The following is a 23716-nucleotide window of genomic DNA, read 5'->3' as shown; positions in this document are numbered from 1 at the left end:
GGATTGAAGCCTGGCAGGCGGAGCTTCAGAGCAGAGCGGGACCGTCGCTTGGCGGGTCGTTGGCTTCACTCGTTGCCTCGCCGCTCCGGCCGTCCTGCGCCGGTCGCAGTCGATCAGTTGCCGGAGTCGACGATCGCGGTGACCCGGATCTCCACGCGCATGGCGGCCAGGCCGAGGACCGTGACGCCGGTCTCGGTCCAGATCGGCGCGCGGCCGCCGAGGCGCCGGCGGAACTGCTCGGCCATGACCCGGTTGTGGTCGTCGCCGATGACGTCGTCGCCCGGTTCGACCTTGTGGTAGGAGTTGACGTGGACGACGTCCTTCCAGGTCGCGCCGACCGTGGCGAGCGTGCGCTCCACGTTGTCGAAGGCCCGGACGATCTCCTCTTCCAGCGAGTCGGGAACGGTCAGGTCGTCGTCGACTCCGGCCTGGCCGGAGATCTCGACCCGGTCGCCGATGCGGACGGCGCTGCTGTAACCGAGCGCATCGTGCAACTTCTGGCCGTAGCCCGGAGTGATGCCGAAGGTGACTGTGCTCATGGTGTTCCACGTCCGTTCGGTAGGGGCGCGTTCGCTCTGGATGAGTTCACGCGTAAAGTGACGTTAGCAGGCGATGACTTCAAGCTCAAAGTGATAGCGCGTGGTGGGAGAGTGGAGAGGTCCATGAGCAGCACGAAAGAGTCCAGCAGCGGTACGGGCGAACACGAGGACGAGCAGTTGCGCTGGCTCGACGAACAGGAGAAGTCGGCGTGGACGGGGCTGATCTCCCTTGTCCTGCTACTGCCCGGCAAATTGGAGTCGCCGCTGCGGCAGGAGCACAACCTCACCCTGTTCGAGTACCTCGTGCTCAGCCACCTGTCCGAGGCGCCTGGGCGCAAGCTGCGGATGGGAGAGCTCGCCTTCCTCGCCAGCGGGTCGCTCTCCCGCCTCTCGAACGTCGTCAAACGCTGCGAGCAGCGCGGCTGGGTGGTGCGAACCCCGGACCCGGCCGACGGTCGCTACACCCTCGCCGAACTCACCGAGGCCGGCTTCGGCACCGTGCATCAGGCAGCGCCGACCCACCTGCGCTCCGTACGCCGGATCGTTCTCGACTCGCTCAACCCGACGGACCAGAAGGCCCTCGCCCGGATCGCACAGAAACTGCACATCGTCCCCGACGACTTCGCGTGACGGCCGGCCGTCAAGAATCCGTGGAAGTGAATCCGCCTGAACGGAAGGAGTTCACATGGAGTTGTCGGACGAACTGCTGGACCGATTGGCCGACCTGTCTCAGCGCTGCGACCCGCCACCCTGGAAGGCGATGGTTGAGGGACGGGATCACGAGTCCGGAGACAGTTTCATCCAGGTCGGCGAGGATCGGGACCGCGGCGAGGACATCTATGTGACGCGAGACAGCGGCCCCGCCGACGACTCGTTTCTGGACTTGATCGCCGCTGCTCGGACCTATCTCCCCTTGCTGATCGAAGAGATCCGAGCCTGTCGATCAGGCGCTGACAAGGAGTCAGGTATGCCCCTGGGAGGGCCCACTGATTTGCGGCCATGATCGGCCGAAACGGGTCAGCCTCACCTTTTGGAACGCTGCGCCCGTCCTTCGCGGCACCTCGATGCCCCTCACGCGATATCGACGGGCGGCAGTTTGGTAGTCGTGGAAGCCGCTGACCAGATGCGCAACCCGCCGCCACGTCTGCCCCGTCGTACGTGATCTGCGCTTGGGTGCATGTATGTTGCGAGGTCAATCGAAATCCAGGACCGTCGGAATTCAATTCACGGTCCGTAGAAATTGGTCGATGCACACGGAGCAGCATCGGCAATTGGGCCGCGGAGCAACTCCGGTGATTGTCGAGGGCACCTTGACGCGGCGTCGGTGAGTGCTTGCAGTGACAGGCGCCAGCAGTGGTGTGGCGTTGGTATCGGGTACGGCCGCCACCCGTCGGGGCGTGGCGGCCGGGCAGTGGATCGGTCAGTTCGGGCTGATCTGGATGTAGAGATCCGACCCGTAGCTTTCCAGCCTGCACTGGTAGTCCCACCACTCGCCGTTGCTGATTCCCTGGTTGCCGCGCTGAACGCACTGGGAATACGTGTCACCGGTGTAGAAGGTGGTGTAGTAACGCAGCGGCGACGCCGACGCGACGGGTGCCGTGACGACGCCTCCACCGACGACCACCGCAGCGGCCGCGACCGCCATGAACAGCTTCTTCATTTCGCTCCCAATCTGTTCGACCAACAGAGGAGCTTCGATTGTTGGCGACATCCGCAGGTTCGCGGGAAACCGCGGGATGAACGCCGCTGAAATACCGATCTCCGTGTGATGACGATCTAATAGTGGACGTGTTCAAGATTCGGTATCGTGCGGTTCACCATTGCTTGGTACGACGAACTCGGGAACGTTCCGCAGGACGGCGGCGTCCGCTTTGCGATCCGGTTCTGGGCGAGGGTGATACCGCCCGTGCGTACGATCTGGTCCGACAGCCGACCGAGAGGATCTGTCACCGTGCGCCTACTCAAGACCATCGTGACCACCTTGGCCTTCGCCGGTCTGCTGGTGTCCGGGTGCTCGGACGGAACGCCCGGTACAGCGGCCTCGGAAGGGGCTACGACGCCGCGCACCATCGAGTCGTCGCCATCACCGACACCATCGGTCCAGCTCCAGTCGCTGGTCGAGCGGTGCGGTCAGACAGCTCAGCACGACGTAACGACCGCCCGCCTGGTGAAGGGGAGTGGCGACGTCCGGTTGTACGAGGTCGGAGCCGGCAGCGGGCGCCTGGGAGTTGTGCTGGTGCACGGCTCGGGATCTCGGGGCGTGTGCAACTGGGCCGGTGAGATCGGCTGGCTGGCGAAGGCCGGGCTGAATGTCGTCGGCTACGACCAGAGCTGCGTCGGTGCGAGTACCTGCGCCAACGACGTCCGGCCGGTCGATGACCTGCTCGCGGTTGTGGCCGATCTGCGTCGACGTGGAGCCACTGAGGTCGTGGTGGTCGGCGCATCGGCGGGCGGTTCGATGCCGCTCGTCGCCGCGGCCAGGCCGAACTCCGGGATCTCTGCTGTGGTCGCGCTGTCCCCGGCCGACGTGACAACGCCGATCGGTACGGCAGACGCACCGGACGTCACCGCGATGTCGGTCGCGCGGGGCATTCGGCAGCCGGTCCTTTACGTTCTGGCGCAGGATGACCCGGCCTCGTCGGTAGCGGAGATGAAGTCTCTGAGCGCTGCGACCAAGGGATCGCGCTTCGTCCTGCTGCCCGCCGGGTCGGGCCATGCTCAGGCGGTTCTCTACGACACCACAGGCCAGAAGCCGTCCGCTTTCCGGCAGACGTTTCTCACCTTCCTCCGTACGCCGTGACCGCCGGCTGAGGGCACGGCCGTAACAGTGACGGAGGTGGTGCGCGGTCACCTCGGGCTGTTGTTCTCGGCCCGGGGGTTTCGCCTTGCCAGGCGACAGCGGGTGCCGAGCCCAACCGCCTTCGCTGCCGCCACTCTGTACGCCGGCGTCGGGATCGGTCTCGTGGTCGGGTACGCACTGCTGACCCGCTGGGGCTCGAGGTTCAGCATGCCGGTGCTTTGGTGATCGGCTTGGCGATCAGCAGCGCGGGCAACCTGTTCATCGGGCTCGCCTGGGCGGTCTGGACCGCGCTGGCACTACAGACCATCCGTGGGCCTCAAGCTGATGGCCAGGCTCGTGACCAGCCTGGGAAACGATGCAAGGTTTGCCATGTCAGGAGCGCCCGAACGGCTTGAGGGCGGAGATCTGGTCCTAGGCCAGCTGACCATAGGTCTGCCAATCCTGGTTGCATCAGAGCCATCTATCCGCTGCCACCGGCATCGAAGACGTTGGAGACTGGAGCATCCTCCCACCGGGGCCGGTCGCCTGGGATCGCGACGGCGCCGCACCGCATTCTCTGCAACGAGTCCAGCAAGCCGAGCAGATCCGCGCCGTCACGGTGCTGTAGCGAATCGAGGCACGATGACCCATGTACCTGATGTACAGACGACGGGTGCGGGTGCGCCGCGGACCGTCTCCGAAGTCACCACAACGCTGACGGTCAACGGGGAGCAGCGCACCGTGTCGGCAGATCCCCGCGTGACCCTGCTGGACGCGTTACGAGACCGGCTGGGTCTCACCGGCACCAAGAAGGGGTGCGACCAGGGCGCCTGCGGGGCGTGCACGGTGCACGTGGACGGCAAACGGGTTCTGGCCTGCTTGACCCTGGCCGCCCAATGCGAGGGACGAGAGGTGGCGACGATCGACGGCCTGGGCCGTGACGGCGAACCGCACCCGCTGCAGAAGGCGTTCGTCGACCACGACGGTTTCCAGTGCGGCTACTGCACTCCTGGCCAGATCATGTCGGCGGTCGCACTGCTCGAGGAGGGCCGGACGAGAACGGACGTTGAGATCCGCGAGTTCATGAGCGGCAACCTGTGCCGCTGCGGCGCCTATCCGAACATCGTCGCGGCGATCCGGCAGGTTGCGTCCGAGGGAGGTTCCGATGCGCGCCTTTGAGTACGTCCGCGCGGCAGACGTCGATGCCGCTGTGGCAACGGTGACCGACGACCCGTTCGCTTCCTACCTGGCAGGCGGCACGACTCAGGTCGACCTGATGAAGGACGGTGTGCTGGCTCCGGAGCGGCTGGTCGACATCACCCGTCTTCCGCTGCACGGTATCGAGCACGGCCCGGACACGATCCATGTCGGCGCCCTGACCACGATGGAGGAACTGGCGGCCGACCCCACGGTCGTCGCCCGGCTTCCGATCGTGCGTGAGGCGCTGTTGCTCGGAGCCTCGACCCAGCTCCGCAACATGGCCACGATCGGTGGGAATCTGCTGCAGCGAACGCGTTGCCGCTACTTCCGTGACCCGTCCGTGCCGGCCTGCAACAAGCGGTCACCCGGCTCAGGCTGTGCCGCTGTCACCGGCGCTGCCAGGATGCACGCCATTCTCGGTGTGAGCGACCGGTGTATCGCGCTGCACGCTTCCGACGTCGCGGTCGCGCTGGTGGCGTTGAACGCCGTCGTCCGCATCCAAGGCGACCAGGGTCGGCGCAGCGTTCCGTTGACGGAGTTCTATCTGGAGTCGGCCGAGGACCCGGTGGCTGAGAACATGCTGGCCCACGGCGAACTGATCACCGGCATCGAGATCCCGCTGCTCCCTGAAGGCGCGAGGTCGGGATACCTCAAGGTCCGTGACCGGGTCTCCTACGAGTTCGCGCTGGTGTCGGCCGGGGTCGCGCTCGTCATCGAGGACGGCGTGATCCAGGACGCCCGGATCGGTCTGGGTGGGGTCGGATCGAAGCCGTGGCGGGCCAGGTCGGCCGAAGAGGTGCTGATCGGTGCCCCGCCGGCGGTCGAAACGTATCGAGCGGCAGCCGCCGCGGCGCTCGCCGGGGCCTGGACGGTCCCGGGGACCGCGTTCAAGGTCGAACTGGCCCAGCGGACGTTGGTACGAACCCTGCAGAACGTGACGGAGGTGTCATCGTGACCGCCACCCAGAGCCGGCCGCTGGTCGGTGCGGCGTTGAACCGGGTCGACGGCCCGCTCAAGGTCTCAGGCCAGGCGCACTACCCGTCCGACTTCGACGTGCCCGGCCAGGCGCACGCCGCCCTGGTCCAGAGCACCATCGCAGCGGGGCGGATCACCAGGATCGACACCAGTGCTGCCGAGGACGCGCCCGGCGTACTGACCGTCATCACACATCTCAACGCGCCCAGGCTGGACCGAGGGCCGATGACCGGGCTGGGTGCGTCCCCGCCACCGCCCCTTCAGGACGACCGCATTTTGCACCACGGCCAGCACATCGCCATCGTGGTCGCGGAGACCGCCGAGCAGGCGACAGACGCCGCCCGCCTGGTGACTGCGGAGTACCAGGCGGACGAGGCGGTGCTGGACCTCGACGACCCCCGGGCACAGATCCTCGACAATCCGTGGGGCCTCGACACCCAAAGGGGTGACGTTGCGGTGGCAATGGCTTCGGCGGAGGTGGTAGTGGAAGGCACCTTCACCACGCCGGACAACACCAACAATCCCCTCGGTCTTTTCTGCACGCTGGCGCACTGGGACGGCGACCGTCTCACCCTGCACGATTCGACGCAGTGGCCCTCGATGGTGCGGGCCACCATGGCGCAGGTGTTCAAGGTGCCTGAGGATTCCGTGCGGGTGCACGTCCCCTTCATCGGCGGCGGCTTCGGCAACGGACTGCGCGCCTGGCCCCACGTCATCCTCACCGTGCTCGCCGCGCGGACCCTCGCGCGGCCGGTCAAGCTGGTCCTCACCCGCCCGCAGATGTTCACCTCGGTCGGCCACCGGCCCGAGGGCGTCCAGCACATCAAGGTCGGCGCCACCGCGACCGGCGAGCTCGTTGCGCTGGAGCACCGCAGCCTGTCCGCGGTGGCGATGGAGGACGACGACTACGAGCCTCTCGCGGCGGGCTCGGCGGTGGCCTACGCCTGCCCGAACGTCCTCACCAGGGACCGGCAGGCGCGGCTGAACATCCCGAACCCCACCTCCATGCGTGGACCCGCCGAGGCGCAGGGCAACTTCGCCCTGGAGTCGATCATCGATGAGCTCGCCTATGCGGTGGGCGTCGATCCACTGGAGATCCGGCTGCGGAACTACGCGGAGATCAACCCGGAGGCCGAACTGCCCTGGAGCAGCAAAGCCTTGCGGGAGTGCTTCGAGGTGGGGGCCGAACGGTTCGGCTGGTCCCAGCGGAGTCCGGAGCCGCGGTCGAGGCGTGATGGCGACTGGCTGATCGGGTACGGCGTGGCGGGCGTCAGCTACCCGTGGTACCAGGCGCCCTGCCAGGCCCGCGCGACGATCAGCGCCGACGGCAACGGCTACGTGCGCAGCGCGGCGGCCGACCTCGGCACCGGCACCTACACGGTCATGACACAGGTGTCCGCGGAGTCCCTCGGACTTCCGCTCGACCGGGTTCGCTTCGACCTCGGCGACTCCGACATGCCGATCGCGCCCCAGGCCGGTGGTTCGGGGCTGACCAGCGCGCTGGGCAACGCCGTCCAGGACGCGTGCCGGCAGCTCCTCGACTCTTTCCTGACACTCGTACACGAGGACGAGATGTCGCCGCTGCGGGGCTGCACCCGGGCCGATGTGGCGGTCGAGGACGGCCGGATCCACCGCCTGGACGCGCCGCTGGAAGGTGAGACCTACGCGGACATTCTCGCGCGGCACAACCTCACCGAACTGACAGCGGACGGAGCCAGCGACCCGGGCAAGGCAGCTGATCTGGGGATGGCCTTGGCGGGTGCGTTCGGCGCGAAGTTCGTCGAGGTCCGAGTGGACGCCGATCTGGGACTCGTCCGCGTCACGCGAATCGTGTCGGTGATCGACGGTGGACGGATCCTGAACGAGAAGACGGCCGGCAGTCAGATCGTCGGCGGTACGGTGGGCGGTATCGGCCAGGCCCTGTTCGAGGACACGGTCACCGATGCGGGCACGGGCCGCATCGCCAACGCGACGTTCGGCGACTACCTGATCCCGGTGAACGGCGACGTTCCCGACCTCGACGTGGTGTTCGTCGGCGCACCCGATCGCGGGACTCCGTTGGGCACCAAGGGAGTCGGCGAGGTCGGCCTGGTCGGCGTCGCCGCCGCCATCGCGAACGCGATCTATCACGCGACAGGCCGGCGGATTCGTTCGCTGCCGATCACCCTCGACACGCTGCTGTGACTCCGGGTGCGGAAGCAGCATGACCAGCGCATCGTACGGCGGCAGGCCCGGGCATCCGGTGTTCCTCGAGCGGGACCATTGGACAGCCGTGGCCTCGGCGTCGAGCGGAGACCGGGGCGCGGTCACCTATCTCGGTAGCGCAGGGTGCGCTCCGGTCGAGTGTTGTGACCGCGCCTCGGGGCTGGATCGGAACTTCTCCGATGCGTGACGTTCTGAACGAGCTCCTCGGCTGGTGGGAAGCCGGCCACTCGGTCGGGGTAGCGACCGTGGTGGCCACGTCGTCGTCCGCGCCGCGTTCCCCTGGTGCGGCGCTTCTGGTGGGTCCGGAGGGCGTGGCCGTCGGCTCGGTTTCCGGCGGCTGCGTCGAGGGTGCTGTGTACGACGTCGCGCAGGAGGTGATCGCCTCAGGCCGCCCGACACTGGAGAAATACGGCTACAGCGACGAGACGGCGTTCTCGGTCGGACTGACCTGCGGCGGCCTGATCGACATCTTCGTCCGGCGCGTCGACGCCGAGTCGTTCCCCGAGCTGTCCGGCGTCGCCGCCGATGTGGCGTCCGGCCGGCCCGTCGCCGTCGCCGTGGTCACAGCGGACCGCCTCCACGACCGCCTCGGTCGCCACCTTGTCGTGCGCCCTGCAGGGGCCGAGCCACCACCCGGGGGGACCGGCACACTCGGCGATCCCTGCCTGGACGCGGTGGTCACCGCCGACGCGCGCGGCCTGCTTGCCCTGGGCAAGAACTCGACCCTGAGGTACGGCGATTCGGGGCAACGGCTCGGTGAAGGGCTCGAGATCTTTGTGGAGTCCTTCGCGCCGCCACCGCGGATGCTCGTCTTCGGCGCCATCGACTTCGCGGCCGCGCTCAGCACGGCCGGTGCGTTCCTCGGCTACCGGGTGACGGTCTGCGACGCCCGCGCGATCTTCGCCACCCCGGCCCGCTTTCCCGCTGCCGACGAGGTGGTCGTCGACTGGCCGCACCGCTACCTTCGAGCCGAGGCCGACGGCGGCCGCTTGGACTCCCGGACAGTGCTCTGTGCGCTCACCCACGACCTGAAGTTCGACATCCCCTTGCTCGAGGTGGCCCTGCGCTTGCCGGAACCGGCCTACGTCGGCGCGATGGGTTCGCGCCGTACCGTCGCCGACCGCTTGGCCCGGCTGCGCGCCGAAGGCCTCACCACGGCAGAACTGAGCCGCCTGTCCGCGCCCATTGGTCTCGACCTCGGCGCTCGCACTCCCGAGGAGACCGCCATCAGTATCGCCGCCGAAATTCTGGCCCACCGTACCGGCGCAACCGCCTCCCCGCTCGCGCAGCTGACGGGGCCGATCCATGACGAGGGACCAGAAGCGCATTCGAGTGGTCGGAACAGATCGACGTAGGCGCCGTCCATCGCGTGGCTGCGGAGGAATCCGGGCCCCGGCCGCGAAGTGACCCAGCGGTTCCGGATGCTGTTCGCCACCAGCTAGATCATCCGGTCGCAGCCACTCGTTGCGCCTCGGAAGAGACGATCTCCGGCAGTTCCTTCGCGTGCACCGCCGTCTCCGGAGCTCCGAGCTGTGCGGAGATCAGCGCCGCGGTCCGCGACATCGCGGCCAGCACCTGGGGAAGCCGATCGGAGGCAAGCCGTCCGCGCGGAGCAGACACATGGACCGCGGCAGCGACCACGCCCGCGGCATCGGTGATCGGCGTGGCCAGCCCGATGATTCCTTCGACGCTCTCACCGTCGCTCACGCTGTACGCCCGGGACCGGATGTTGGCCAGTTCGGTGCGGAGCTCGGCGCGGTTCGTGTGAGTGAACGGGGTGAACTGCTCGAGTGCCGGAGCGTTCAGCAATCGCGTTTCCAGGTCGGAGTTGTACGCCGCGATCAGCTTGCCGACGCTCGACCCGTGCAGCGGCCGCGGTCCGCCGAGCTTCATCACGACCGAGAGGGTCTGGCCGGCCTCGTAACGGTCGGCGTAGGTGACCGTGTTGCCACTGCGCACCGCGAGGTAGGTGTTCTCGTTCAGCTCCTCACACAGCTCGATCAGAAACGGCCGGCTGATGTGCCGAAGGTCGACCGCGTCGACGATCGACAGCGCGAGCACCAGTGAGCGCGGCCCGAGCAGGTAGGTGCGCTGATCGGCCAGGCGGACCGCTCCGATCTCCACCAATGCGTGCAGCAGATCGTGCGCACTGCTCATCGGGATCGCCAGATCGTCACAGATGCGCTTGAGCGCCGCTCCCTCCTGGTGATGCCCCAGGTATTCCAGGATCTTCAGCGCTCTGTCCAACCGGGCCGAGTTCATCACGCCTCGCAGCCTTCAGGGAACAGGTCTGGCCTGATCTTAGCGCGCAACGGTCCGAGATTTCGAAGTTCGCTGCGTGTACTCGAAGTCGAACTCTTGACCTTCCAATGCTCTGCAGTTAACTTCGAGAACACGAAGTCTGCATCGGAAATACGAAGTGGCTTCGCGACGTCGCCTCTCCGGCGCCCAGCAAGGAGTTCTCATGTCTCCCCATCTCGTCTCGATCCTGGTTCTTGCGGTGATCTTCCTGATCGGCACCGTCCGGTCGCTCAACCTCGGCGCCCTCGCGCTCGTCGCGACGTTCCTGGTCGGGACCTGGGTGTTCGGCAAGGACACCTCCGCCGTGCTCGACGGCTTTCCCGCGAGTCTGTTCGTGATCCTCGTCGGGGTCACCTACTTGTTCGCGATCGCGAAGAACAACGGCACCATCGACTGGCTCGTTCACTGGGCCGTCCGGGCGGTGCGCGGCCATGTGGCGGCGATCCCCTGGGTGATGTTCGTGCTCAGCGGGGTCCTGGTGGCCTTCGGTGCGCTCAGCCCCGCCGCGGTGGCGATCATCGCGCCGATCGGCATGGCACTCGGCGTGCGGTACGGCATCAGCCCGCTGCTGATGGGCCTCATGGTGGTGCACGGCTCCGCGGCGGGAAACTTCTCCCCGCTCGGGGTGCTCGGCGTGATTGCCAACGGCATCGTTGAGCGCAGCCAACTGCCCGGCAACCCGACCGCGCTGTTCCTTGGTAACGCGATCTTCAACGTCCTGCTCGGTGTCGTCATCTACTGCGCCTTCGGCGGCTTGAAACTGCTGCGCGAACGGCGCCGGTGCGACGACGACCCAGCCACCGACCTGTCCCACGCCGACCCCACCGCGAGCCCACCGGCCGCCGGGGGGCCAGCCGGCGGCCTCGCCACCAGGACGCCCGCGTCGAGCCGCACCGTCAGCCTCGACCGTGACCGCACCATCACCGCCCTCGGCCTGGCCGGGCTCGTGCTGGGATCGCTCGTCTTCGATCTCGACATCGGGCTGCTCGCGTTGTCGGTGGCCGTCCTCGTCGCGCTGCTGGCCCCGGCCGGTGCGAAGGACGCACTCGGTCAGGTGAGCTGGGGAGTGGTGCTGCTGATCTGCGGCATCGTCACGTACGTCGGTCTGCTGGAGTCGGCCGGCACGGTGCGCTACTTGGGTGACGGCATCCTCTCCATCTCCGCACCTGTGCTCGCCGCGCTCGTCGTCTGCTTCATCGCCGCTGTCGTGTCCGCCTTCGCCTCCACGACCGGCATTCTCGGTGCCCTGATCCCGCTCGCTGTCCCGCTGCTGGCCTCCGGCGAGGTCGGCGCGATCGGCCTGGTCACCGCATTGTCGATCTCGGCGTCGGTGGTCGACTCCAGTCCGTTCTCGACGAACGGGGCGCTGGTGGTGGCCAACTCTCCGGCCGAGCAACAGGCGCTCGTCTACCGGCGCCTGATGGTGTGGGGATTCAGCTTGGTCCTGGTCGCCCCACTCCTCACCTGGGCGCTCCTCGTGTCGACGGGCTGGTGGTGACGATGACCGACCCCAACCGTTGCCGGGGGCCACTCGACGATGTGCGAGTCGTCGATCTCACCACCTCGCTCGGCGCTTACACCGGCCGGCTGCTCAGCGATCTCGGCGCCGAAGTGATCCGGGTCGAACCGGTCACCGAGAGGCCCGAACGGCACCGGCCGCCGCTGTCCCAGTCGGGCCTGAGCCTGAACTGGGCGTTCATGGAGGCCGGCAAACGCATCGTCAGCGAAGCCGACGTCGACGTCGCGTCCGTCATTGGTACCGCCGATCTGCTGCTCACCAGCGAAGGCCCGGCCGCGCTGTCGGCTCGCGGACTGCACCCGGGCGACACCACCCAGCGCAACCCCGCCCTCGTTCACGTCTCGATCAGCCCCTACGGGCTGACCGGCCCGTACGCCGACCGGCCGGCGAGCGATCTGACCCTGCTGGCGGCGGGCGGATTGCTCGCGCTGGCCGGGGACCCCGATCGCGAGCCGGTTCGTGCCTGGGGTGATCAAACCGCGGTCATCGCCGGGACCCACGCGGCCACCGCCGCGCTGATCGCCCTCCTGTCGCTGGAGTCCACCGGACGCGGCCAGGTGGTCGACCTGTCAGCACAGGAGGCCGTCGCGCACTCGCTGGAGAACGCCGTGCAGTACCTGGACCTCGAGGGCTCCGTCCGGCGACGAGCCGGTGCCGGCCCAGTGGAAGCCGGCACGGGTCTCTTCCGCTGTGCCGACGGCTGGGTCTACCTGGTTGGTGGGCTGGGCGGTCGCCCGCTCGCTTGGCCGGCTCTCGTCAACTGGCTTCTCGACCAGGGCATCGCCGAGGCGGAGACGCTGCTCGGTCCGCAGTGGCAGGAGCGGTCCTGGCGACGCAGCAGCGAGGCCAGCCGCATCTTCCGCTCGATCTTCGAGCGCGCCGCGCGCAGCGGGACGAAGCAGGAGCTCTACGAGGCCGGTCAGAGCCGCGGGGTGAGCATCGCGCCGGTCGCCACCCCGGCAGATCTGCTCGCGAGTCCGCAACTGACCGAGCGGGGGTTCTTCGTCCCGATCTCGGTCGACGGCGAGCAACTGCTCTGCCCCGGCCCGCCGTATCGGTTCGCCGGGGCGCCGGTCGGGCCGCGTTCGGGCGAACCGGCGGTCGCCGCCGGCGCCGAACCACGACGCTCAGGGACACCGGAGCACGAAAGGACACGAGCATGACGACCGCGCTGCCTCTCGACGGTGTACGGGTGGCCGACTTCACCTGGGTCGGGGCCGGGCCGTTCCTCACCAAGCCGCTGGCCGACCACGGTGCCGACGTGATCAAGATCGAGTCGCGGACCCGGACCGATCCGATCCGCTGGATGGCACCGTTCCGCGACGGCGAACCCGGGCCCGACCGCAGCGGCTACTTCGCCAACCGCAACTCGAGCAAGCGCTCGATCTGCCTCGATCTGAAGCACCCGGAGGGCCGGCGGATCGCCCTGGAGCTGATCGCCCGCAGCGACGTGGTCGCCAACAACTACACCCCCGGGACGATGGACCGGCTGGGCCTCGGCTACGAGACCGTCCGCCGGCGGACTCCGGAGATCATCTATCTCGAAATGCCCATGCAGGGGGTCAGCGGGCCACATCGCGACTTTCGCGGTTACGGCCTCACCATCGCCGCCGCCGGTGGACTGCTCGGCTTGTCCGGGTATCCCGATCGACCGCCCGTCGGCACCGGCACGAACTACCCGGACCACGTACCGAATCCCTTGCACGGCGCGATCGCGGTCCTCGCCGCGCTGCGCAACCGGCGTCGTACCGGGCGGGGCGAGTACATCGAGCTGGCTCAGCTGGAATCCACTGTCAATGCCATCGGCCCTGCCCTGCTCGCCGCCGCGGCGGGACACAGCACCGAGCGGATGGCCAACGACGATCCGATCGCCGCCCCGCACGGCGTCTATCCGTGTGTGGGCGACGACGAGTGGTGTGCGATCGGGGTCTTCACCGACCAGCACTGGAAGGCATTGACCGATGTGCTGGAGGCACCGGCGCTGGCCCGGCGTCCGGAGTACGCCAATCCGGATGGACGGCGGAACGCCCGCCGGGAGCTGGACACGCTGCTCGCGACCGAGACCGTGGCGTGGAACGCCGACACACTGGCTGCCGCGCTCGCGGACCGGGGCGTTCCGGCCGCACCGGTACGAGATGCCGAGGGAGTCCTCCACCACGATCCGCAGTTGCGTGCGCGCGACCACTGGGTGCGGCTGGATCATCCCGTGATGGGTCCGAGCGTCTACGACGGTATCCCTTACCGGCTCTCCGAGACCCCTGGGCGGCTGCGCAGTCCAGCCCCGTTGCTCGGCGCGGACAGCCGTGCCGTCTGCGTCGACCTGCTGGGGATGAGCGACGCGGCGTACGAAGACCTGGCACACGAAGGAGTGGTGGGCTGACATGACGATCGACACCGAGCGCCGGGACCGGACCTTCGTCGTCCGGATCAACCGGCCCGACGCACTCAACGCCCTCGACCCCGCCTCGATGCGCGCGTTCAACGAGGCCCTGCGCGAGTTCCGTGACGACCCTGAGCTGGCCGTGGGAATCCTCACCGGCACGGGGGACCGCGCCTTCTGCACGGGCGCGGACCTCAAGCAGACACCCCCGCCCGAGACGCCGTTCGCTGCCGCCTACTTCGACCCCTACGAACGCAGTGTGGACGAGGGACTCTACGTCCGGGCCATCACGATCAGCCAGCTGCGGATCAACAAACCCCTGATCGCGGCGGTGAACGGTCACGCGCTGGGTGGGGGAACCGAGATCGCGCTCGACTGCGACCTGCGGATCGCCGGCCAGAACGCGACCTTCGGCCTGCCGGAACCACGGTGGGCCAGCGTGCCGGCGGTCGGCGGGGTCTCGAAGCTGCTGCGCGCGGTACCGCGGGCGGTGGCGATGAAGATGATCCTGACCGGTGACCGCATCGACGCGACCGAGGCGCACCGCGTCGGCCTCGTGAGCGACGTCGTACCCACGGATCGGCTGCTCGACACCGCGCTGGAGATCGCGGACCGGATCGCGGCCAACGGCCCGCTCGCGATCAAGAGCCTGAAAACCCTGGCCATGCGCACCGACGACCTTCCGCTGAGCGGGTCGATCGAACTCGAGCAACTGCTCTGGGGCCTGCTGCGCGACACCGAAGACCGGGTCGAGGGCCGGCTCGCCTTCGCCCAGCGACGTGCTCCGGACTACCACGGCCGCTGATCGCCCAATAAACCAAGGACGGAAGATGACCACACCAGCAATCCCCGACGCTCGCGTGATCGGCGGCGAATGGATCCACCGTGACGGTGACCATGCCACTCTCACCATCACCAAGTGCCACAACTGCGGCAGCACCTGGTTCCCTCCGCGGGACGTGTGCTCCAGCTGCGCATCGGCCGACACCGAAGAGACGACCACCGCCGACCACGGCATCGCCTACGCCTCCACCGTCGTCCGCATCGGACCTGCGGCGTTTCGCCCGCCCTACGTCCTGGCCTACGTCGACATCAGTGACGTACGGGTGCTGGCTCACGTGGACGCGCTCGAGGCGCTCCCACCCGGTACGCCGGTCACGCTGCGGGTCGGACCGATCGGCGCCGACGAGAACGGCGAGTTCTCCTCCTACCTCGTCGCCGAGACCGCCGGAGGTGCGCGATGAGGCCGGTCTTCGTGGCGGGCGCCGCCGTCCACCCGTTCGGCAAGCACCCCGATCTGCCCGCCGCCGAGCTCGGCTACCGAGCCGTGCAGGATCTGATCGCGCGGACCGGGGTTGCACCCGAGCAGGTCGACACCGGCTTCGGTGGTTCGACGTACGGTGGCTCGCTGCTCGCGCAGCGCGTCCTTCAGCGTGTCGGTGTCTCCGGTCAGCCGGTGTTCACCGTCGAGAACGCCTGTGCCAGCGGCGCTTCGGCGGTGCATCTGGGGTGGCAGGCAATCGCCGCCGGCACCGCCGACTGCGTGATCGCGTTCGGTACGGAAAATCTGTCGGCCTTCGGAGGCGGCACCCTGCCGCTCACCACGGCCGACCTCGAGATCGATCAGGGCATGGTGATGCCGGCGGCGTACGCCATGCGGGCCCAGCGGTACCTGCACGACTTCGGGGCCACCGTCGACGACCTGACCCGGGTGTCGGTGAAGAACCGGCGCAACGGTGCGGCCAATCCGCGCGCGCACTTCCAGCGGGAGGTCTCACCCGATGACGTCGAGCAGTCCCGGCCCATCGCCGACCCGTTGCGTTTGCTGCACTGCTGCCCGAACAGCGACGGCGCGGCAGCCGTCCTGCTCTGCTCCGAGGACTTCGCCAAGGACCTCCCGACGGCACGGGTCCGGATGCGGGCCAGCGTGGTGCGGTCCGGCCGGTTCCACACTTCGTTCCGGGACATGACCTGGCCAGACATCACCGAACGCACCGCGCAAGCAGCGTACGACGTGGCCGGCATCGGCCCGGCTGACCTGGACCTGGTCGAGCTGCACGACGCGTTCAGCGTGGCGGAGCTGCTGCACGCCGAGGCACTGGGCATCGCCGACCGCGGCCAGGCTTTCAAAGCGGTTGCCGCGGGCGACTTCGACCGCGACGGACGGGTGGCGGTCAGTCCCAGCGGTGGGCTGCTGTCGCGCGGGCACCCGGTCGGCGCGACCGGCGTGACGCAGATCTGCGAGGCGTACTGGCAACTCACCGGCGAGGCCGCGGAACTCCAGGTCCCGGGCGCCGAGGTGGCGCTCACCCACGTGACCGGTGGCGGAATCTTCGGTGTGGACAACGGCGCCTGCGCTGTCCACATCCTCACCACGACCTGAACGAGAGCGATCCGATGACCTCACTGCAGCACCCCGAACAACCGGCGGCCATCGTGACGGGCGCCGACTCACCGGTCGCCGCCGCGATCGCGTCACGATTGCGCTCGTCCGGCTGGCGCGTCGAGCGCGCAACGGGGACCCCCGTCGTACCGAAGGCCCCGATCAGCGGGCTGGTCTACGAGCCGGGACTGCTCGCCTCGGCGGACGGCGCTCGTCCCGGTCAGATCGTCGACCAGCTCTTCGACCTCGTCGAGTCGGTACGCCCTCGGCTTCCGACCAGCTCGGAGGGCGGCGCCAGAATCGTCGTGGTCAGCAGCCGCGACGGGCTCGGCTGGGCCGATCGGCCGCACGCGGCCGCCGCCTCCGGCGCGCTCGTCGCGGCCGCTCGCAGCCTCGCGCTCCAGTTGGCCCCGGCCGGCGTCACGGTCAACGTGGTGGCGGCTGTGCCACCCGAGGCCGGCACGTCGCGCGCCGCGGCCGAACCCAGCGAGCTGACGCCGGACGCCGTGACCGCCGAGGACATCGCGCGGACCGTCGCGTTCTTCCTGGACGACCGCAGCGGCTACATCACGGGCCAGGTGCTCTATTGCTGCGGCGGCGCGAGCCTGCTGTCCAGCCTGTCCGTCTGACCCGGACCTGCCACCACACGAAGGACAAACCATGAGCCTGGACGGAAAAACAGCCGTGATCACCGGCGGAGCCAGCGGTATCGGGCTGGCCATCGCGCAGGAGTTCGCCGCCGCGGGAGCGAGGGTTGTTGTCGCGGACATCGTCGAGGACCGGGCCGTCACGGCCGCCGCGCGGATCTCGGCCGACGGCGGTACCGCGGTCGGGCTGCCGGTCGACGTCTCCGACCGAACGGCGGTCGAGGCACTCTTCGCGCGGACCGAGGCCGAGCTGGGACCGGTCGACATCCTGGTGAACAACGCCGGGATCAGCATCGACCGCGGCGTCCGCCGCATCACCGACGACGAGTGGCACAAGACCATCGGGATCAACCAGACCGGTGTGTTCCTGTGCTCGCAGGCAGCGGCCACCAGCATGATCCCCCGCAAAACCGGGCGCATCATCAACATCGCGTCCCGGGCGTGGCTCGGATGGTTCGGGCAGTTGGCCTACTCCACCTCGAAGGGTGGCGTCGTGTCTGCTACCCGATCACTGGCGATCGAACTGGCCAAGTACGGCATCACCGTGAACTGTCTGGCACCCGGGCTGATCGACACCCCGCTGCTTCGCAACGAACCCGCCGAGGTGCTGGAACGACTGCTGCAGGCACAGCCGACCGGCACCCTGGGGGCACCTGAGGACGTCGCCTGGGCAGCCCGGTTCTTCGCCGAGCCGGATGCTCGCACGATCACCGGCCAGGTACTTTACGTCTGCGGTGGCAAGAGTCTGTATGCCAGACCGGCCGGCCAGAGATGACAGGCCTCCCGTCCCGCCTGGTTGCTGATGGCAAGCGACTGGGCGGTCGCCTCGAGTTGGACTCCTACCTCGCGCACGGAGGGGTCGTCCGCCGGCGCAGGGCACAGCCGCGTGGCCGGCGGATGCTCAGCCGTTCAAGGAGTGATCGGAGAAGATGATGGCCGAGCCACGGCAGATGGAACTCGGAGTATTCCTTCGATCCCGGCGTGCCCGACTGAATCCTGTCGAGCTCGGTCTACCTGTTCAGCCGAACGGTCGACGGCTGGCTGGGTTGCGGCGCGAAGAACTGGCGTTGCTGGCCGGGGTGAGTGCTGACTACTACACCCGCTTGGAGCAGGGCAGGGCAACCAACGTGTCGACCCAGGTTCTGGACGCGGTCGCGAACGCGTTGCGACTTGACGAATTCGAGCGCCGGCACCTGTTCGACCTTGCCCGGCCCGCCGATGCGTGGCCGGAGACCGAGCCGAAACTCCGGACCCGGCCCCGGCCGGCCCTCCGCATGCTGGTGGAGGCTCTGGACCCGGTCCCCGCACTGCTGCACGGCGACGCTCTCGAGGTGGTCGCGATCAACCGGATGGCGAAGGTCCTGCTCGATGACTTCGACGCCATGCCGATCGCAGACCGCAACCTGGCTCGCTGGATCTTCCTCGACCCGAAGGCCCGCCGTACCTTCCCCGACTGGCCCGAGATCGCCGCGCAAACTGTCGCGGTCCTGCGCGCAACCGCAGGTCGCCGGCCTCGGTTGGCTTCGCTCGCGACCCTGGTGGACGAGCTCACCACCAGATCCGAGCAATTCGAACAGCTGTGGGAGGAGTACCGGGTATGTCGGCACACGCACGGCACGCACCGCTTCCGCCACGAGACCGTCGGCTCGGTGACTTTGAACTATCAATCACTGATGCTCCCCGCAGAGCCCGAGCTGTCGCTGATCATCTACACCGCCGACACCGGTTCAGCCTCACACGAGAAGCTCCGCGCCTTCGCCGAGCAGATCGACATCGGCGACGGCGCGGCCGGTGCGGTCAGGTCGTAGCTCGGCCCCGGGACCTGCACCGGTGACCGAGTGCGTTGGTGGTGCTGGCCATGGGCAGCCCATAGCCAGCACGGGGTGGTTCAGTTGCCGGCCGGCTCCAGGAGGAAGACCGGGATCAAGCGGTCGGTCTTGGTCTGGTACTCGGCGTAGTCCGGCCACTCCGCGACCGCACGCGTCCACCACACCTCACGCTCCTCGCCCTCGAGCTCGCGGGCGATGAACTCGCTGGTGGTTGCGCCGTCCTGCAGCTGGAGCTTCGGGTCGGCCTTCAAGTTGTAGTACCAGACCGGGTGCTTCGGCGCACCGCCCAGCGACGCCACCGCGGCGTACCGGCCGTCGTGCTCGACGCGCATCAACGGCACCTTGCGGATCTTGCCGCTCTTCGCGCCGCGCATGGTCAGCAGTACGACGCCGTTGCCGTGCTCGATCACGCTGGTCGTACCGGCTTGTTCGATCGTGGCCACCATGTCGGAGACGAACGGCGACGGGCTAGGGGCGTACTCACCTTGAGTTGACATGTCATCCAGCATACTCGTGGGGCGCGGGAACGCATCCTGCAGGCTGGGATCAGTGCCTCCTTGCTCGGGAAGTGCTGGTCCGACGGCGCACTGCTCGCCGAGACTGTTCTGGAGCGCAGCGACCTCACCCCGTCGAAGCGGCCGGGACGATGCCCGAAGCCAGAGCACTGGGTCGACATCATCCCGGGCGAGTCGGCATTGCCTGGCGAGCCCGTTGGCTGGTGGGCTCGAAAGGTGCGACTCGCGTATCTTGCTGGCAAGGGATGACCACGATGGGATTCGGATGGACGTCGACCTGCGCAAGCTGCGGTACTTCGTCACGGTGGCCGAGGAACTGCACTTCGGCCGGGCGGCGGAGCGGCTGCACGTTGCCCAACCTGCGTTGTCACGTCAGATCCGCGCGCTCGAAAGCGAGTTGAACGTCCAGGTCTTCCGCCGGGACCGGCGGACAACCGAACTGACCGTCGCCGGGCGTCAGTTGCTGGACGACGCTCGCCCGCTGCTTGCTGCTGCCGCCGCATTGCAGCGGCGGGTGATCGAGGCCGCACGGGACGGTTCGACGTTTTCGCTCGCGTTCATGCCCGGCATCATCGTCACCGAGTTGGTGCGCGCCTTCGGTGACCGGCACCCAGAGCTGAAGGTGCGGCTGGTACGGACGACCTGGGACGACCAGGTCGAGGTACTGCATGACGGCCGGGCCGACGTCAGCGTCGTGCGGCTGCCGGTCGATCAGCGTGGCCTCACCGTCCGGCCGCTGTTCGAAGAACCGCGGGTGGTTGTGCTGCGCGCCGATCACCGCCTCGCCGGCAAGGACTCGGTGGACATTGCCGACCTCGCCTCAGAACATCTTCTGCAGGATCCCGACGCGGTTCCCGAATGGCGCGACATCGCAGTGGAGTTGCGCGACGGCACGGCCGAGCCGGTCCCCAGAATTCGCAGCGTCGAGGAGAAACTCGAACACGTTGCCGCCGGGTCCGGGATTTCGATCGTTCCGGCTTCCACCGCCAGTTTCTACACCCGCGGCGACGTCGTGCATGTTCCGGTTCGGAACATCGCCCCGAACCGGGTGTGCCTGGCCTGGATGGCAGTCCGCGAGTCGCAGGCCATCGATGACTTCGCGGACATCGCCGCCACCCTCGCCACCGGGAACCCGGCCTAGCGCTTGCTGGTTCGAGGTCGGCCACCGCATCCGGTGGCAGATCTCCGGCAGCGCCTTCCCCGATTCGCAGGCAACGACGAATCGGTCACCTGCGGCGGGTACGGGTGGCACGGCTATCAGTGCGGAGTCATGCCGTTCGGGTATCACAGAGCGCCGAACAGGTCTTGGACGGCGACCTTGGTTTCGGCGCATCGTGGAGGCGAACCTGAACAGAGGAGCTGTGATGAGGATCTTCCTGACCGGTGGGTCGGGCTACATCGGCCGCGCCACGATCGCTGAACTGATCGAGCACGGGCACACCGTCGAAGCGCTCGCCAGGAGTGAGAACGCCGAGAAAACCGTGGTGGCCGCCGGTGCGGCCGCGGTCCGTGGCGAGCTGACGGACCTGGACGTTCTGAAGGGCGCCGCGGCGCGCGCGGACGCGGTGATCCACCTTGCCCAAGCGACAACTGGGGAAGAGGATCTCGCCGCGGCCACCGCAATGCAGGACGGTGTGGGTGGCGGGCCGTACGTGCACACTGGCGGTACTTGGGTGTACGGCGATACTCACGGAGTGCAGGACGAGACTGCGCCGTGGAACCCACCGGGTGCGGTGGCATGGCGCAAACCCGTGGAGGACGCCGTGCTGGCGCGCACAGCAGACGGTGGGCGCCCGGTCATCGTTCAGCCAGGGCTGCTCTACGGCGGCGACAACCGGCTGATCGACGTGTTCTTCACCCAGCCGGGCAGAGCGAACGGCGCCGTGGCCTATATCGGGGACGGCGCCAACCACTGGGCGCTGGTGCATGTCGACGACATCTCTTCTCTTTACGTCGCCGCGCTTTCTGCTCCGCCCGGTTCGGTCTATGTCGGTGTGGGTGGGGTGAACCCGACCGCCAAGGAGGTCGCCGAAGCGATCGCACACGCGGCCGGCCTGGACGGCAAGACCGTCTCGATCACCCTGGACCAAGCCCGCGATGAAATGGGGCCCATCGCGGACGCGTTCGCACTTGACCAGCAGTTCACGCCGGCGAAGGCGCAGCGGGAACTCGGATGGTCACCCCGGCACACCGACCCGCTGGCCGTGTTGGCGCAGTCCTGACGCTCCACCGCCTGGACGCGGTTCTGGGCGTAGGGTCAGAGAGCAGTGTGCTGTTGGTGGTGACCAGGAGCAGCGAGTTCGTGGCCTGCGGGTAGCGCGCTGGACACGCGCGAGAAGAAGGCCGCGGCCAGAGAGTCCGCGCAGGTGAGCCGGGATGAGGAGAACCGCGCGATCGTCGCGGCCGCCGACGAGCGCGACAGGCTGGCCGACAAGCGCGACGTGGCCGCCGACGACCGGGACAGAGCTGCCAGCCTGGAGGCCTTTCTCGGTGACGGCGACTACAGCCCTGGACACAAGGCCAGACTGTCGGCAGGGATGGATCGGGTGGACTCGAAGGTCGACCGGCTCTCGGCCGCCGACGACCGCAGCAACCTGACCCGCGACAGCCGGGAGCGGTCCGAGCTCGACGACGACTAGCCGGACAAGGGAGTCAGGTCAGGGCTCGCGGCCGAGGTGCCCGGTGGGCGAGGGTGGTTCGCAGGTGGGCCCGGCCGCGGTGGACCCGGCTGCCGACAGTGCCGACCTCGACGCCGAGCACCGCGGCGATCTGCTTGTACGACAGGGCTTCGATGTCGCGCAGGACGACGGCTGCCCGGAGCCGCGGATCGAGTTCGGCCAGTGCACCCCGGACGTCGGGGTCGAGGGTGCGGTGGTCGAAGGCTTCGGCCGGGTCGAGGTCGTGGGCGGGGAGCCGGTGCTGCAGGTCACTGGTGAGCTCGTCGATGTGGAGGCGCCGGCGGTGCCGGATCTGGTCGAGGAACAGGTTGGTGGTGATCCGGTAGAGCCAGCCTTCGAAGGTGTTGGGCCGGTAGGTGTGCAGGTAACGGAAGACCCGGACGAACACGTCGTGGGTCAGGTCCTCCGCGTCGTGCCGGTTGCCGGTGAGGCGGTAGGCGAAGTGGTAGACCCGCGCCGAGTGGGCCCGGACGATCTCTTCCCAGGACTGCAGGTTGTCCATGACACACCTCTTGCGTTCCGTGGTGGCTGGGTGCCGGCGGCTGGTTGCCGCCGGCTCACCTTCCACGGTCCACGGTCCGGGCGCTGATCGCCCCCGGGATTCCCCCTGGTCGGCTGTCCCCAGTGCCCGGCCCGGGCCCACGAGCATTGCGGCCTGGGCACCGCGCCGCGGTCAGGCGGCGGCGCGGTGGCAGACCCACCAGTGCATGTCGAGCGACTGCACCAGCTCGTCCAGCCGGTGGGCCTCGGTGGATCCCGAGGGGACTGCGATCAGTCGGTGGCGTGCTGTGTTGCCGAGTTGTTCCAGGGCCTGCTTGATCGCGACGAGCGGGTGCTCTTCGGCGGGGGCGACATCACCGGTTTCGGTGGTCGGCAGGCGCAAGGTGTCGGCGTGGTGCTGCAGGTCGTCGGCGAGGTAGGTGAGCCAGTCGCGCAGGGGGAGTGTGGTGCCGGGACCGGTCAAAGCGGGATCGGTTGCCGCCTTGCGGGCGTAGCGGGCCAGGTCGACGAGTTGGTGCTCGAAGCTGACGTCGTGGGTCGTGATGGTTGCCGTGTTCATCGGTGCTTTCTTTACTCGGGCCAGGCGGAGTTCTGGATGACGTCGACGAAGTCGATGTGGCGGTAACCGGGGACGAAGTGCTCCAGGACATCGGCGTTGACGGTGCCGAAAGTGGTGTCGGGACGGTGCTTGAAGCCGTCGGTGAAGGCCTGCAGGATCTGCCGCTTGAAGTCCGGGCGGGGGTGCGCGGAGGTGACGGCGTCGATCTCGGCCTTGTGCAGGTTGGTCAGGCGCATACCGAGTACGTCGGTCTCGACGCCGGCCGTGGTGGCCGCGATCTCCGGCGCGAGCTTGTACGGGACCTCCGGCGTGGTGTGCAGCGCGATCGCGATCCACACGGTCTGCGCGTCGGCTTCGGAGTAGCCGTGGTCGAGCAGGAAGGCCCGGGCCTGGTCGGCGCCGTCGAGCTCGAAGCGCTGGTCGTCGCTGCGGTACGGCGGGACCAGGCCGGCGTCGTGGAACAGCGCCGCGACGTACAGGAGCTCGGGATCGGGGGTGATGCCGAGGGCGCGGGCCTGCAGGCTGCCGAACAGGAAGACGCGGCGGGAGTGGTGGAAGATCAGCGGGTTGGTGGTCTCGCGGATCAGCTCGGTGGCTTCGACGGCCAGCGGGCTGTCGGGGATCGTGATGCCGGCGATGGTGGTCTGGTTCGAGGCTGTCTGAGTCATGGCTCCACTGTGTGCGCGGCGCCACCTCCTCGGCCGCT

Annotated in this window: 26 protein-coding genes; 19 read left to right on the top strand and 7 right to left on the bottom strand. The window is 68.3% G+C overall.

What is annotated here, in order from left to right:
* Positions 1 to 113 precede the first annotated feature (113 nt).
* Entirely contained in the window at positions 114 to 539 is a 426-nt protein-coding gene (locus BWI15_RS13675) for a Rid family hydrolase (RefSeq protein ID WP_077014669.1), read from the bottom strand.
* A 123-nt stretch (positions 540 to 662) separates the two neighbouring features.
* Between BWI15_RS13675 and BWI15_RS13670 the strand changes: the two genes are divergently transcribed.
* Entirely contained in the window at positions 663 to 1169 is a 507-nt protein-coding gene (locus tag BWI15_RS13670; RefSeq protein WP_077014668.1) for a MarR family winged helix-turn-helix transcriptional regulator, read from the top strand.
* Positions 1170 to 1224: 55 nt separating this feature from the next.
* Positions 1225 to 1542, top strand: a complete 318-nt coding sequence (locus tag BWI15_RS13665) for a hypothetical protein (protein WP_077014667.1) — start codon at positions 1225 to 1227, stop codon at positions 1540 to 1542.
* A gap of 417 nt (positions 1543 to 1959) precedes the next feature.
* Here BWI15_RS13665 and BWI15_RS13660 read toward each other — a convergent pair whose 3' ends face one another.
* A complete protein-coding gene (locus tag BWI15_RS13660) occupies positions 1960 to 2199 on the bottom strand; it encodes a hypothetical protein (RefSeq protein ID WP_077014666.1) in 240 nt (79 codons plus the stop codon).
* A gap of 570 nt (positions 2200 to 2769) precedes the next feature.
* On the opposite strand from BWI15_RS13660, the gene BWI15_RS39375 reads away from it, so the two are divergent.
* From BWI15_RS39375 to BWI15_RS13630, 5 genes are all read left to right on the top strand, one after another.
* A complete protein-coding gene (locus tag BWI15_RS39375; protein ID WP_168197306.1) occupies positions 2770 to 3339 on the top strand; it encodes an alpha/beta hydrolase in 570 nt (189 codons plus the stop codon).
* 621 nt (positions 3340 to 3960) lie between these two features.
* Positions 3961 to 4497: a (2Fe-2S)-binding protein gene (locus BWI15_RS13645; protein ID WP_077014663.1), complete on the top strand. Its 537-nt coding sequence runs from the start codon at positions 3961 to 3963 to the stop codon at positions 4495 to 4497.
* On the top strand, positions 4484 to 5473 hold the full coding sequence (locus BWI15_RS13640) for an FAD binding domain-containing protein (protein ID WP_077014662.1): 990 nt from the start codon (positions 4484 to 4486) through the stop codon (positions 5471 to 5473). The genes BWI15_RS13645 and BWI15_RS13640 overlap by 14 nt, the downstream gene beginning before the upstream one ends.
* Positions 5470 to 7677, top strand: coding sequence for a xanthine dehydrogenase family protein molybdopterin-binding subunit (locus BWI15_RS13635; protein ID WP_077014661.1), 2208 nt, complete (start codon positions 5470 to 5472; stop codon positions 7675 to 7677). The genes BWI15_RS13640 and BWI15_RS13635 overlap by 4 nt, the downstream gene beginning before the upstream one ends.
* A gap of 200 nt (positions 7678 to 7877) precedes the next feature.
* A complete protein-coding gene (locus BWI15_RS13630) occupies positions 7878 to 9053 on the top strand; it encodes an XdhC family protein (protein ID WP_077014660.1) in 1176 nt (391 codons plus the stop codon).
* An 88-nt stretch (positions 9054 to 9141) separates the two neighbouring features.
* Here the strand turns inward: BWI15_RS13630 and BWI15_RS13625 are convergent, their stop codons facing one another.
* Positions 9142 to 9960, bottom strand: a complete 819-nt coding sequence (locus BWI15_RS13625) for an IclR family transcriptional regulator (protein WP_077014659.1) — start codon at positions 9958 to 9960, stop codon at positions 9142 to 9144.
* Positions 9961 to 10162: 202 nt separating this feature from the next.
* On the opposite strand from BWI15_RS13625, the gene BWI15_RS13620 reads away from it, so the two are divergent.
* The 9 genes from BWI15_RS13620 (at position 10163) to BWI15_RS13580 (ending at position 18736) form a co-directional block, all read left to right on the top strand.
* Positions 10163 to 11497 carry an SLC13 family permease gene (locus BWI15_RS13620; protein ID WP_077014658.1) on the top strand — a complete coding sequence of 445 codons (1335 nt, stop codon included), beginning with the start codon at positions 10163 to 10165 and terminating at the stop codon, positions 11495 to 11497.
* 2 nt (positions 11498 to 11499) lie between these two features.
* Positions 11500 to 12681 carry a CoA transferase gene (locus BWI15_RS13615; RefSeq protein ID WP_143465551.1) on the top strand — a complete coding sequence of 394 codons (1182 nt, stop codon included), beginning with the start codon at positions 11500 to 11502 and terminating at the stop codon, positions 12679 to 12681.
* Positions 12678 to 13898, top strand: coding sequence for a CaiB/BaiF CoA transferase family protein (locus tag BWI15_RS13610; protein ID WP_077014656.1), 1221 nt, complete (start codon positions 12678 to 12680; stop codon positions 13896 to 13898). The genes BWI15_RS13615 and BWI15_RS13610 overlap by 4 nt, the downstream gene beginning before the upstream one ends.
* Position 13899: 1 nt before the next feature.
* On the top strand, positions 13900 to 14703 hold the full coding sequence (locus BWI15_RS13605; RefSeq protein WP_077014655.1) for an enoyl-CoA hydratase/isomerase family protein: 804 nt from the start codon (positions 13900 to 13902) through the stop codon (positions 14701 to 14703).
* Positions 14704 to 14728: 25 nt separating this feature from the next.
* Positions 14729 to 15142, top strand: a complete 414-nt coding sequence (locus tag BWI15_RS13600; RefSeq protein WP_077014654.1) for a Zn-ribbon domain-containing OB-fold protein — start codon at positions 14729 to 14731, stop codon at positions 15140 to 15142.
* On the top strand, positions 15139 to 16281 hold the full coding sequence (locus tag BWI15_RS13595) for a thiolase family protein (RefSeq protein ID WP_077014653.1): 1143 nt from the start codon (positions 15139 to 15141) through the stop codon (positions 16279 to 16281). Before BWI15_RS13600 ends, BWI15_RS13595 begins: the two co-directional genes overlap by 4 nt.
* Positions 16282 to 16295: 14 nt before the next feature.
* Positions 16296 to 16910 (top strand): SDR family oxidoreductase, encoded by a 615-nt coding sequence (locus BWI15_RS13590; RefSeq protein ID WP_077014652.1) that lies wholly within the window; start codon positions 16296 to 16298, stop codon positions 16908 to 16910.
* A gap of 31 nt (positions 16911 to 16941) precedes the next feature.
* Positions 16942 to 17703, top strand: a complete 762-nt coding sequence (locus tag BWI15_RS13585; protein WP_077014651.1) for an SDR family NAD(P)-dependent oxidoreductase — start codon at positions 16942 to 16944, stop codon at positions 17701 to 17703.
* A gap of 154 nt (positions 17704 to 17857) precedes the next feature.
* Positions 17858 to 18736 (top strand): helix-turn-helix transcriptional regulator, encoded by an 879-nt coding sequence (locus BWI15_RS13580; protein WP_077014650.1) that lies wholly within the window; start codon positions 17858 to 17860, stop codon positions 18734 to 18736.
* 80 nt (positions 18737 to 18816) lie between these two features.
* Here the strand turns inward: BWI15_RS13580 and BWI15_RS13575 are convergent, their stop codons facing one another.
* The gene (locus BWI15_RS13575) at positions 18817 to 19254 is read right to left on the bottom strand and encodes a nitroreductase family deazaflavin-dependent oxidoreductase (protein WP_077014649.1); all 438 of its coding nucleotides are present in this window, start codon (positions 19252 to 19254) and stop codon (positions 18817 to 18819) included.
* Positions 19255 to 19537: 283 nt separating this feature from the next.
* Between BWI15_RS13575 and BWI15_RS13570 the strand changes: the two genes are divergently transcribed.
* The 3 genes from BWI15_RS13570 (at position 19538) to BWI15_RS13560 (ending at position 21911) form a co-directional block, all read left to right on the top strand.
* Positions 19538 to 20413 carry a LysR family transcriptional regulator gene (locus tag BWI15_RS13570; protein ID WP_077014648.1) on the top strand — a complete coding sequence of 292 codons (876 nt, stop codon included), beginning with the start codon at positions 19538 to 19540 and terminating at the stop codon, positions 20411 to 20413.
* A gap of 223 nt (positions 20414 to 20636) precedes the next feature.
* Positions 20637 to 21494 (top strand): NAD-dependent epimerase/dehydratase family protein, encoded by an 858-nt coding sequence (locus BWI15_RS13565; RefSeq protein WP_077014647.1) that lies wholly within the window; start codon positions 20637 to 20639, stop codon positions 21492 to 21494.
* A 144-nt stretch (positions 21495 to 21638) separates the two neighbouring features.
* A complete protein-coding gene (locus BWI15_RS13560; protein ID WP_077014646.1) occupies positions 21639 to 21911 on the top strand; it encodes a hypothetical protein in 273 nt (90 codons plus the stop codon).
* A gap of 13 nt (positions 21912 to 21924) precedes the next feature.
* Here the strand turns inward: BWI15_RS13560 and BWI15_RS13555 are convergent, their stop codons facing one another.
* From BWI15_RS13555 to BWI15_RS13545, 3 genes are all read right to left on the bottom strand, one after another.
* A complete protein-coding gene (locus BWI15_RS13555; protein WP_077014645.1) occupies positions 21925 to 22452 on the bottom strand; it encodes a sigma-70 family RNA polymerase sigma factor in 528 nt (175 codons plus the stop codon).
* Positions 22453 to 22623: 171 nt separating this feature from the next.
* A complete protein-coding gene (locus BWI15_RS13550) occupies positions 22624 to 23010 on the bottom strand; it encodes a hypothetical protein (protein ID WP_077014644.1) in 387 nt (128 codons plus the stop codon).
* Between the two features lie 11 nt (positions 23011 to 23021).
* Positions 23022 to 23678 carry an HD domain-containing protein gene (locus BWI15_RS13545; RefSeq protein ID WP_077014643.1) on the bottom strand — a complete coding sequence of 219 codons (657 nt, stop codon included), beginning with the start codon at positions 23676 to 23678 and terminating at the stop codon, positions 23022 to 23024.
* Positions 23679 to 23716 lie beyond the last annotated feature (38 nt).

It is taken from the genome of Kribbella sp. ALI-6-A (assembly GCF_001984195.1).
Taxonomy (GTDB): Bacteria; Actinomycetota; Actinomycetes; order Propionibacteriales; family Kribbellaceae; genus Kribbella.
This window is presented reverse-complemented; position numbering and strand designations above follow the sequence as displayed.

Excerpts from the sequence above, each read along its gene's own strand:
- BWI15_RS13675 (WP_077014669.1), bottom strand. The coding sequence starts at position 539 with ATGAGCACAGTCACCTTCGGCATCACTCCGGGCTACGGCCAGAAGTTG.
- BWI15_RS13670 (WP_077014668.1), top strand. The coding sequence starts at position 663 with ATGAGCAGCACGAAAGAGTCCAGCAGCGGTACGGGCGAACACGAGGAC.
- BWI15_RS13665 (WP_077014667.1), top strand. The coding sequence starts at position 1,225 with ATGGAGTTGTCGGACGAACTGCTGGACCGATTGGCCGACCTGTCTCAG.
- BWI15_RS13660 (WP_077014666.1), bottom strand. The coding sequence starts at position 2,199 with ATGAAGAAGCTGTTCATGGCGGTCGCGGCCGCTGCGGTGGTCGTCGGT.
- BWI15_RS13645 (WP_077014663.1), top strand. The coding sequence starts at position 3,961 with ATGACCCATGTACCTGATGTACAGACGACGGGTGCGGGTGCGCCGCGG.
- BWI15_RS13640 (WP_077014662.1), top strand. The coding sequence starts at position 4,484 with ATGCGCGCCTTTGAGTACGTCCGCGCGGCAGACGTCGATGCCGCTGTG.
- BWI15_RS13630 (WP_077014660.1), top strand. The coding sequence starts at position 7,878 with ATGCGTGACGTTCTGAACGAGCTCCTCGGCTGGTGGGAAGCCGGCCAC.
- BWI15_RS13625 (WP_077014659.1), bottom strand. The coding sequence starts at position 9,960 with ATGAACTCGGCCCGGTTGGACAGAGCGCTGAAGATCCTGGAATACCTG.
- BWI15_RS13620 (WP_077014658.1), top strand. The coding sequence starts at position 10,163 with ATGTCTCCCCATCTCGTCTCGATCCTGGTTCTTGCGGTGATCTTCCTG.
- BWI15_RS13615 (WP_143465551.1), top strand. The coding sequence starts at position 11,500 with ATGACCGACCCCAACCGTTGCCGGGGGCCACTCGACGATGTGCGAGTC.
- BWI15_RS13610 (WP_077014656.1), top strand. The coding sequence starts at position 12,678 with ATGACGACCGCGCTGCCTCTCGACGGTGTACGGGTGGCCGACTTCACC.
- BWI15_RS13605 (WP_077014655.1), top strand. The coding sequence starts at position 13,900 with ATGACGATCGACACCGAGCGCCGGGACCGGACCTTCGTCGTCCGGATC.
- BWI15_RS13600 (WP_077014654.1), top strand. The coding sequence starts at position 14,729 with ATGACCACACCAGCAATCCCCGACGCTCGCGTGATCGGCGGCGAATGG.
- BWI15_RS13595 (WP_077014653.1), top strand. The coding sequence starts at position 15,139 with ATGAGGCCGGTCTTCGTGGCGGGCGCCGCCGTCCACCCGTTCGGCAAG.
- BWI15_RS13590 (WP_077014652.1), top strand. The coding sequence starts at position 16,296 with ATGACCTCACTGCAGCACCCCGAACAACCGGCGGCCATCGTGACGGGC.
- BWI15_RS13585 (WP_077014651.1), top strand. The coding sequence starts at position 16,942 with ATGAGCCTGGACGGAAAAACAGCCGTGATCACCGGCGGAGCCAGCGGT.
- BWI15_RS13580 (WP_077014650.1), top strand. The coding sequence starts at position 17,858 with ATGATGGCCGAGCCACGGCAGATGGAACTCGGAGTATTCCTTCGATCC.
- BWI15_RS13575 (WP_077014649.1), bottom strand. The coding sequence starts at position 19,254 with ATGTCAACTCAAGGTGAGTACGCCCCTAGCCCGTCGCCGTTCGTCTCC.
- BWI15_RS13570 (WP_077014648.1), top strand. The coding sequence starts at position 19,538 with ATGGACGTCGACCTGCGCAAGCTGCGGTACTTCGTCACGGTGGCCGAG.
- BWI15_RS13565 (WP_077014647.1), top strand. The coding sequence starts at position 20,637 with ATGAGGATCTTCCTGACCGGTGGGTCGGGCTACATCGGCCGCGCCACG.
- BWI15_RS13555 (WP_077014645.1), bottom strand. The coding sequence starts at position 22,452 with ATGGACAACCTGCAGTCCTGGGAAGAGATCGTCCGGGCCCACTCGGCG.
- BWI15_RS13550 (WP_077014644.1), bottom strand. The coding sequence starts at position 23,010 with ATGAACACGGCAACCATCACGACCCACGACGTCAGCTTCGAGCACCAA.
- BWI15_RS13545 (WP_077014643.1), bottom strand. The coding sequence starts at position 23,678 with ATGACTCAGACAGCCTCGAACCAGACCACCATCGCCGGCATCACGATC.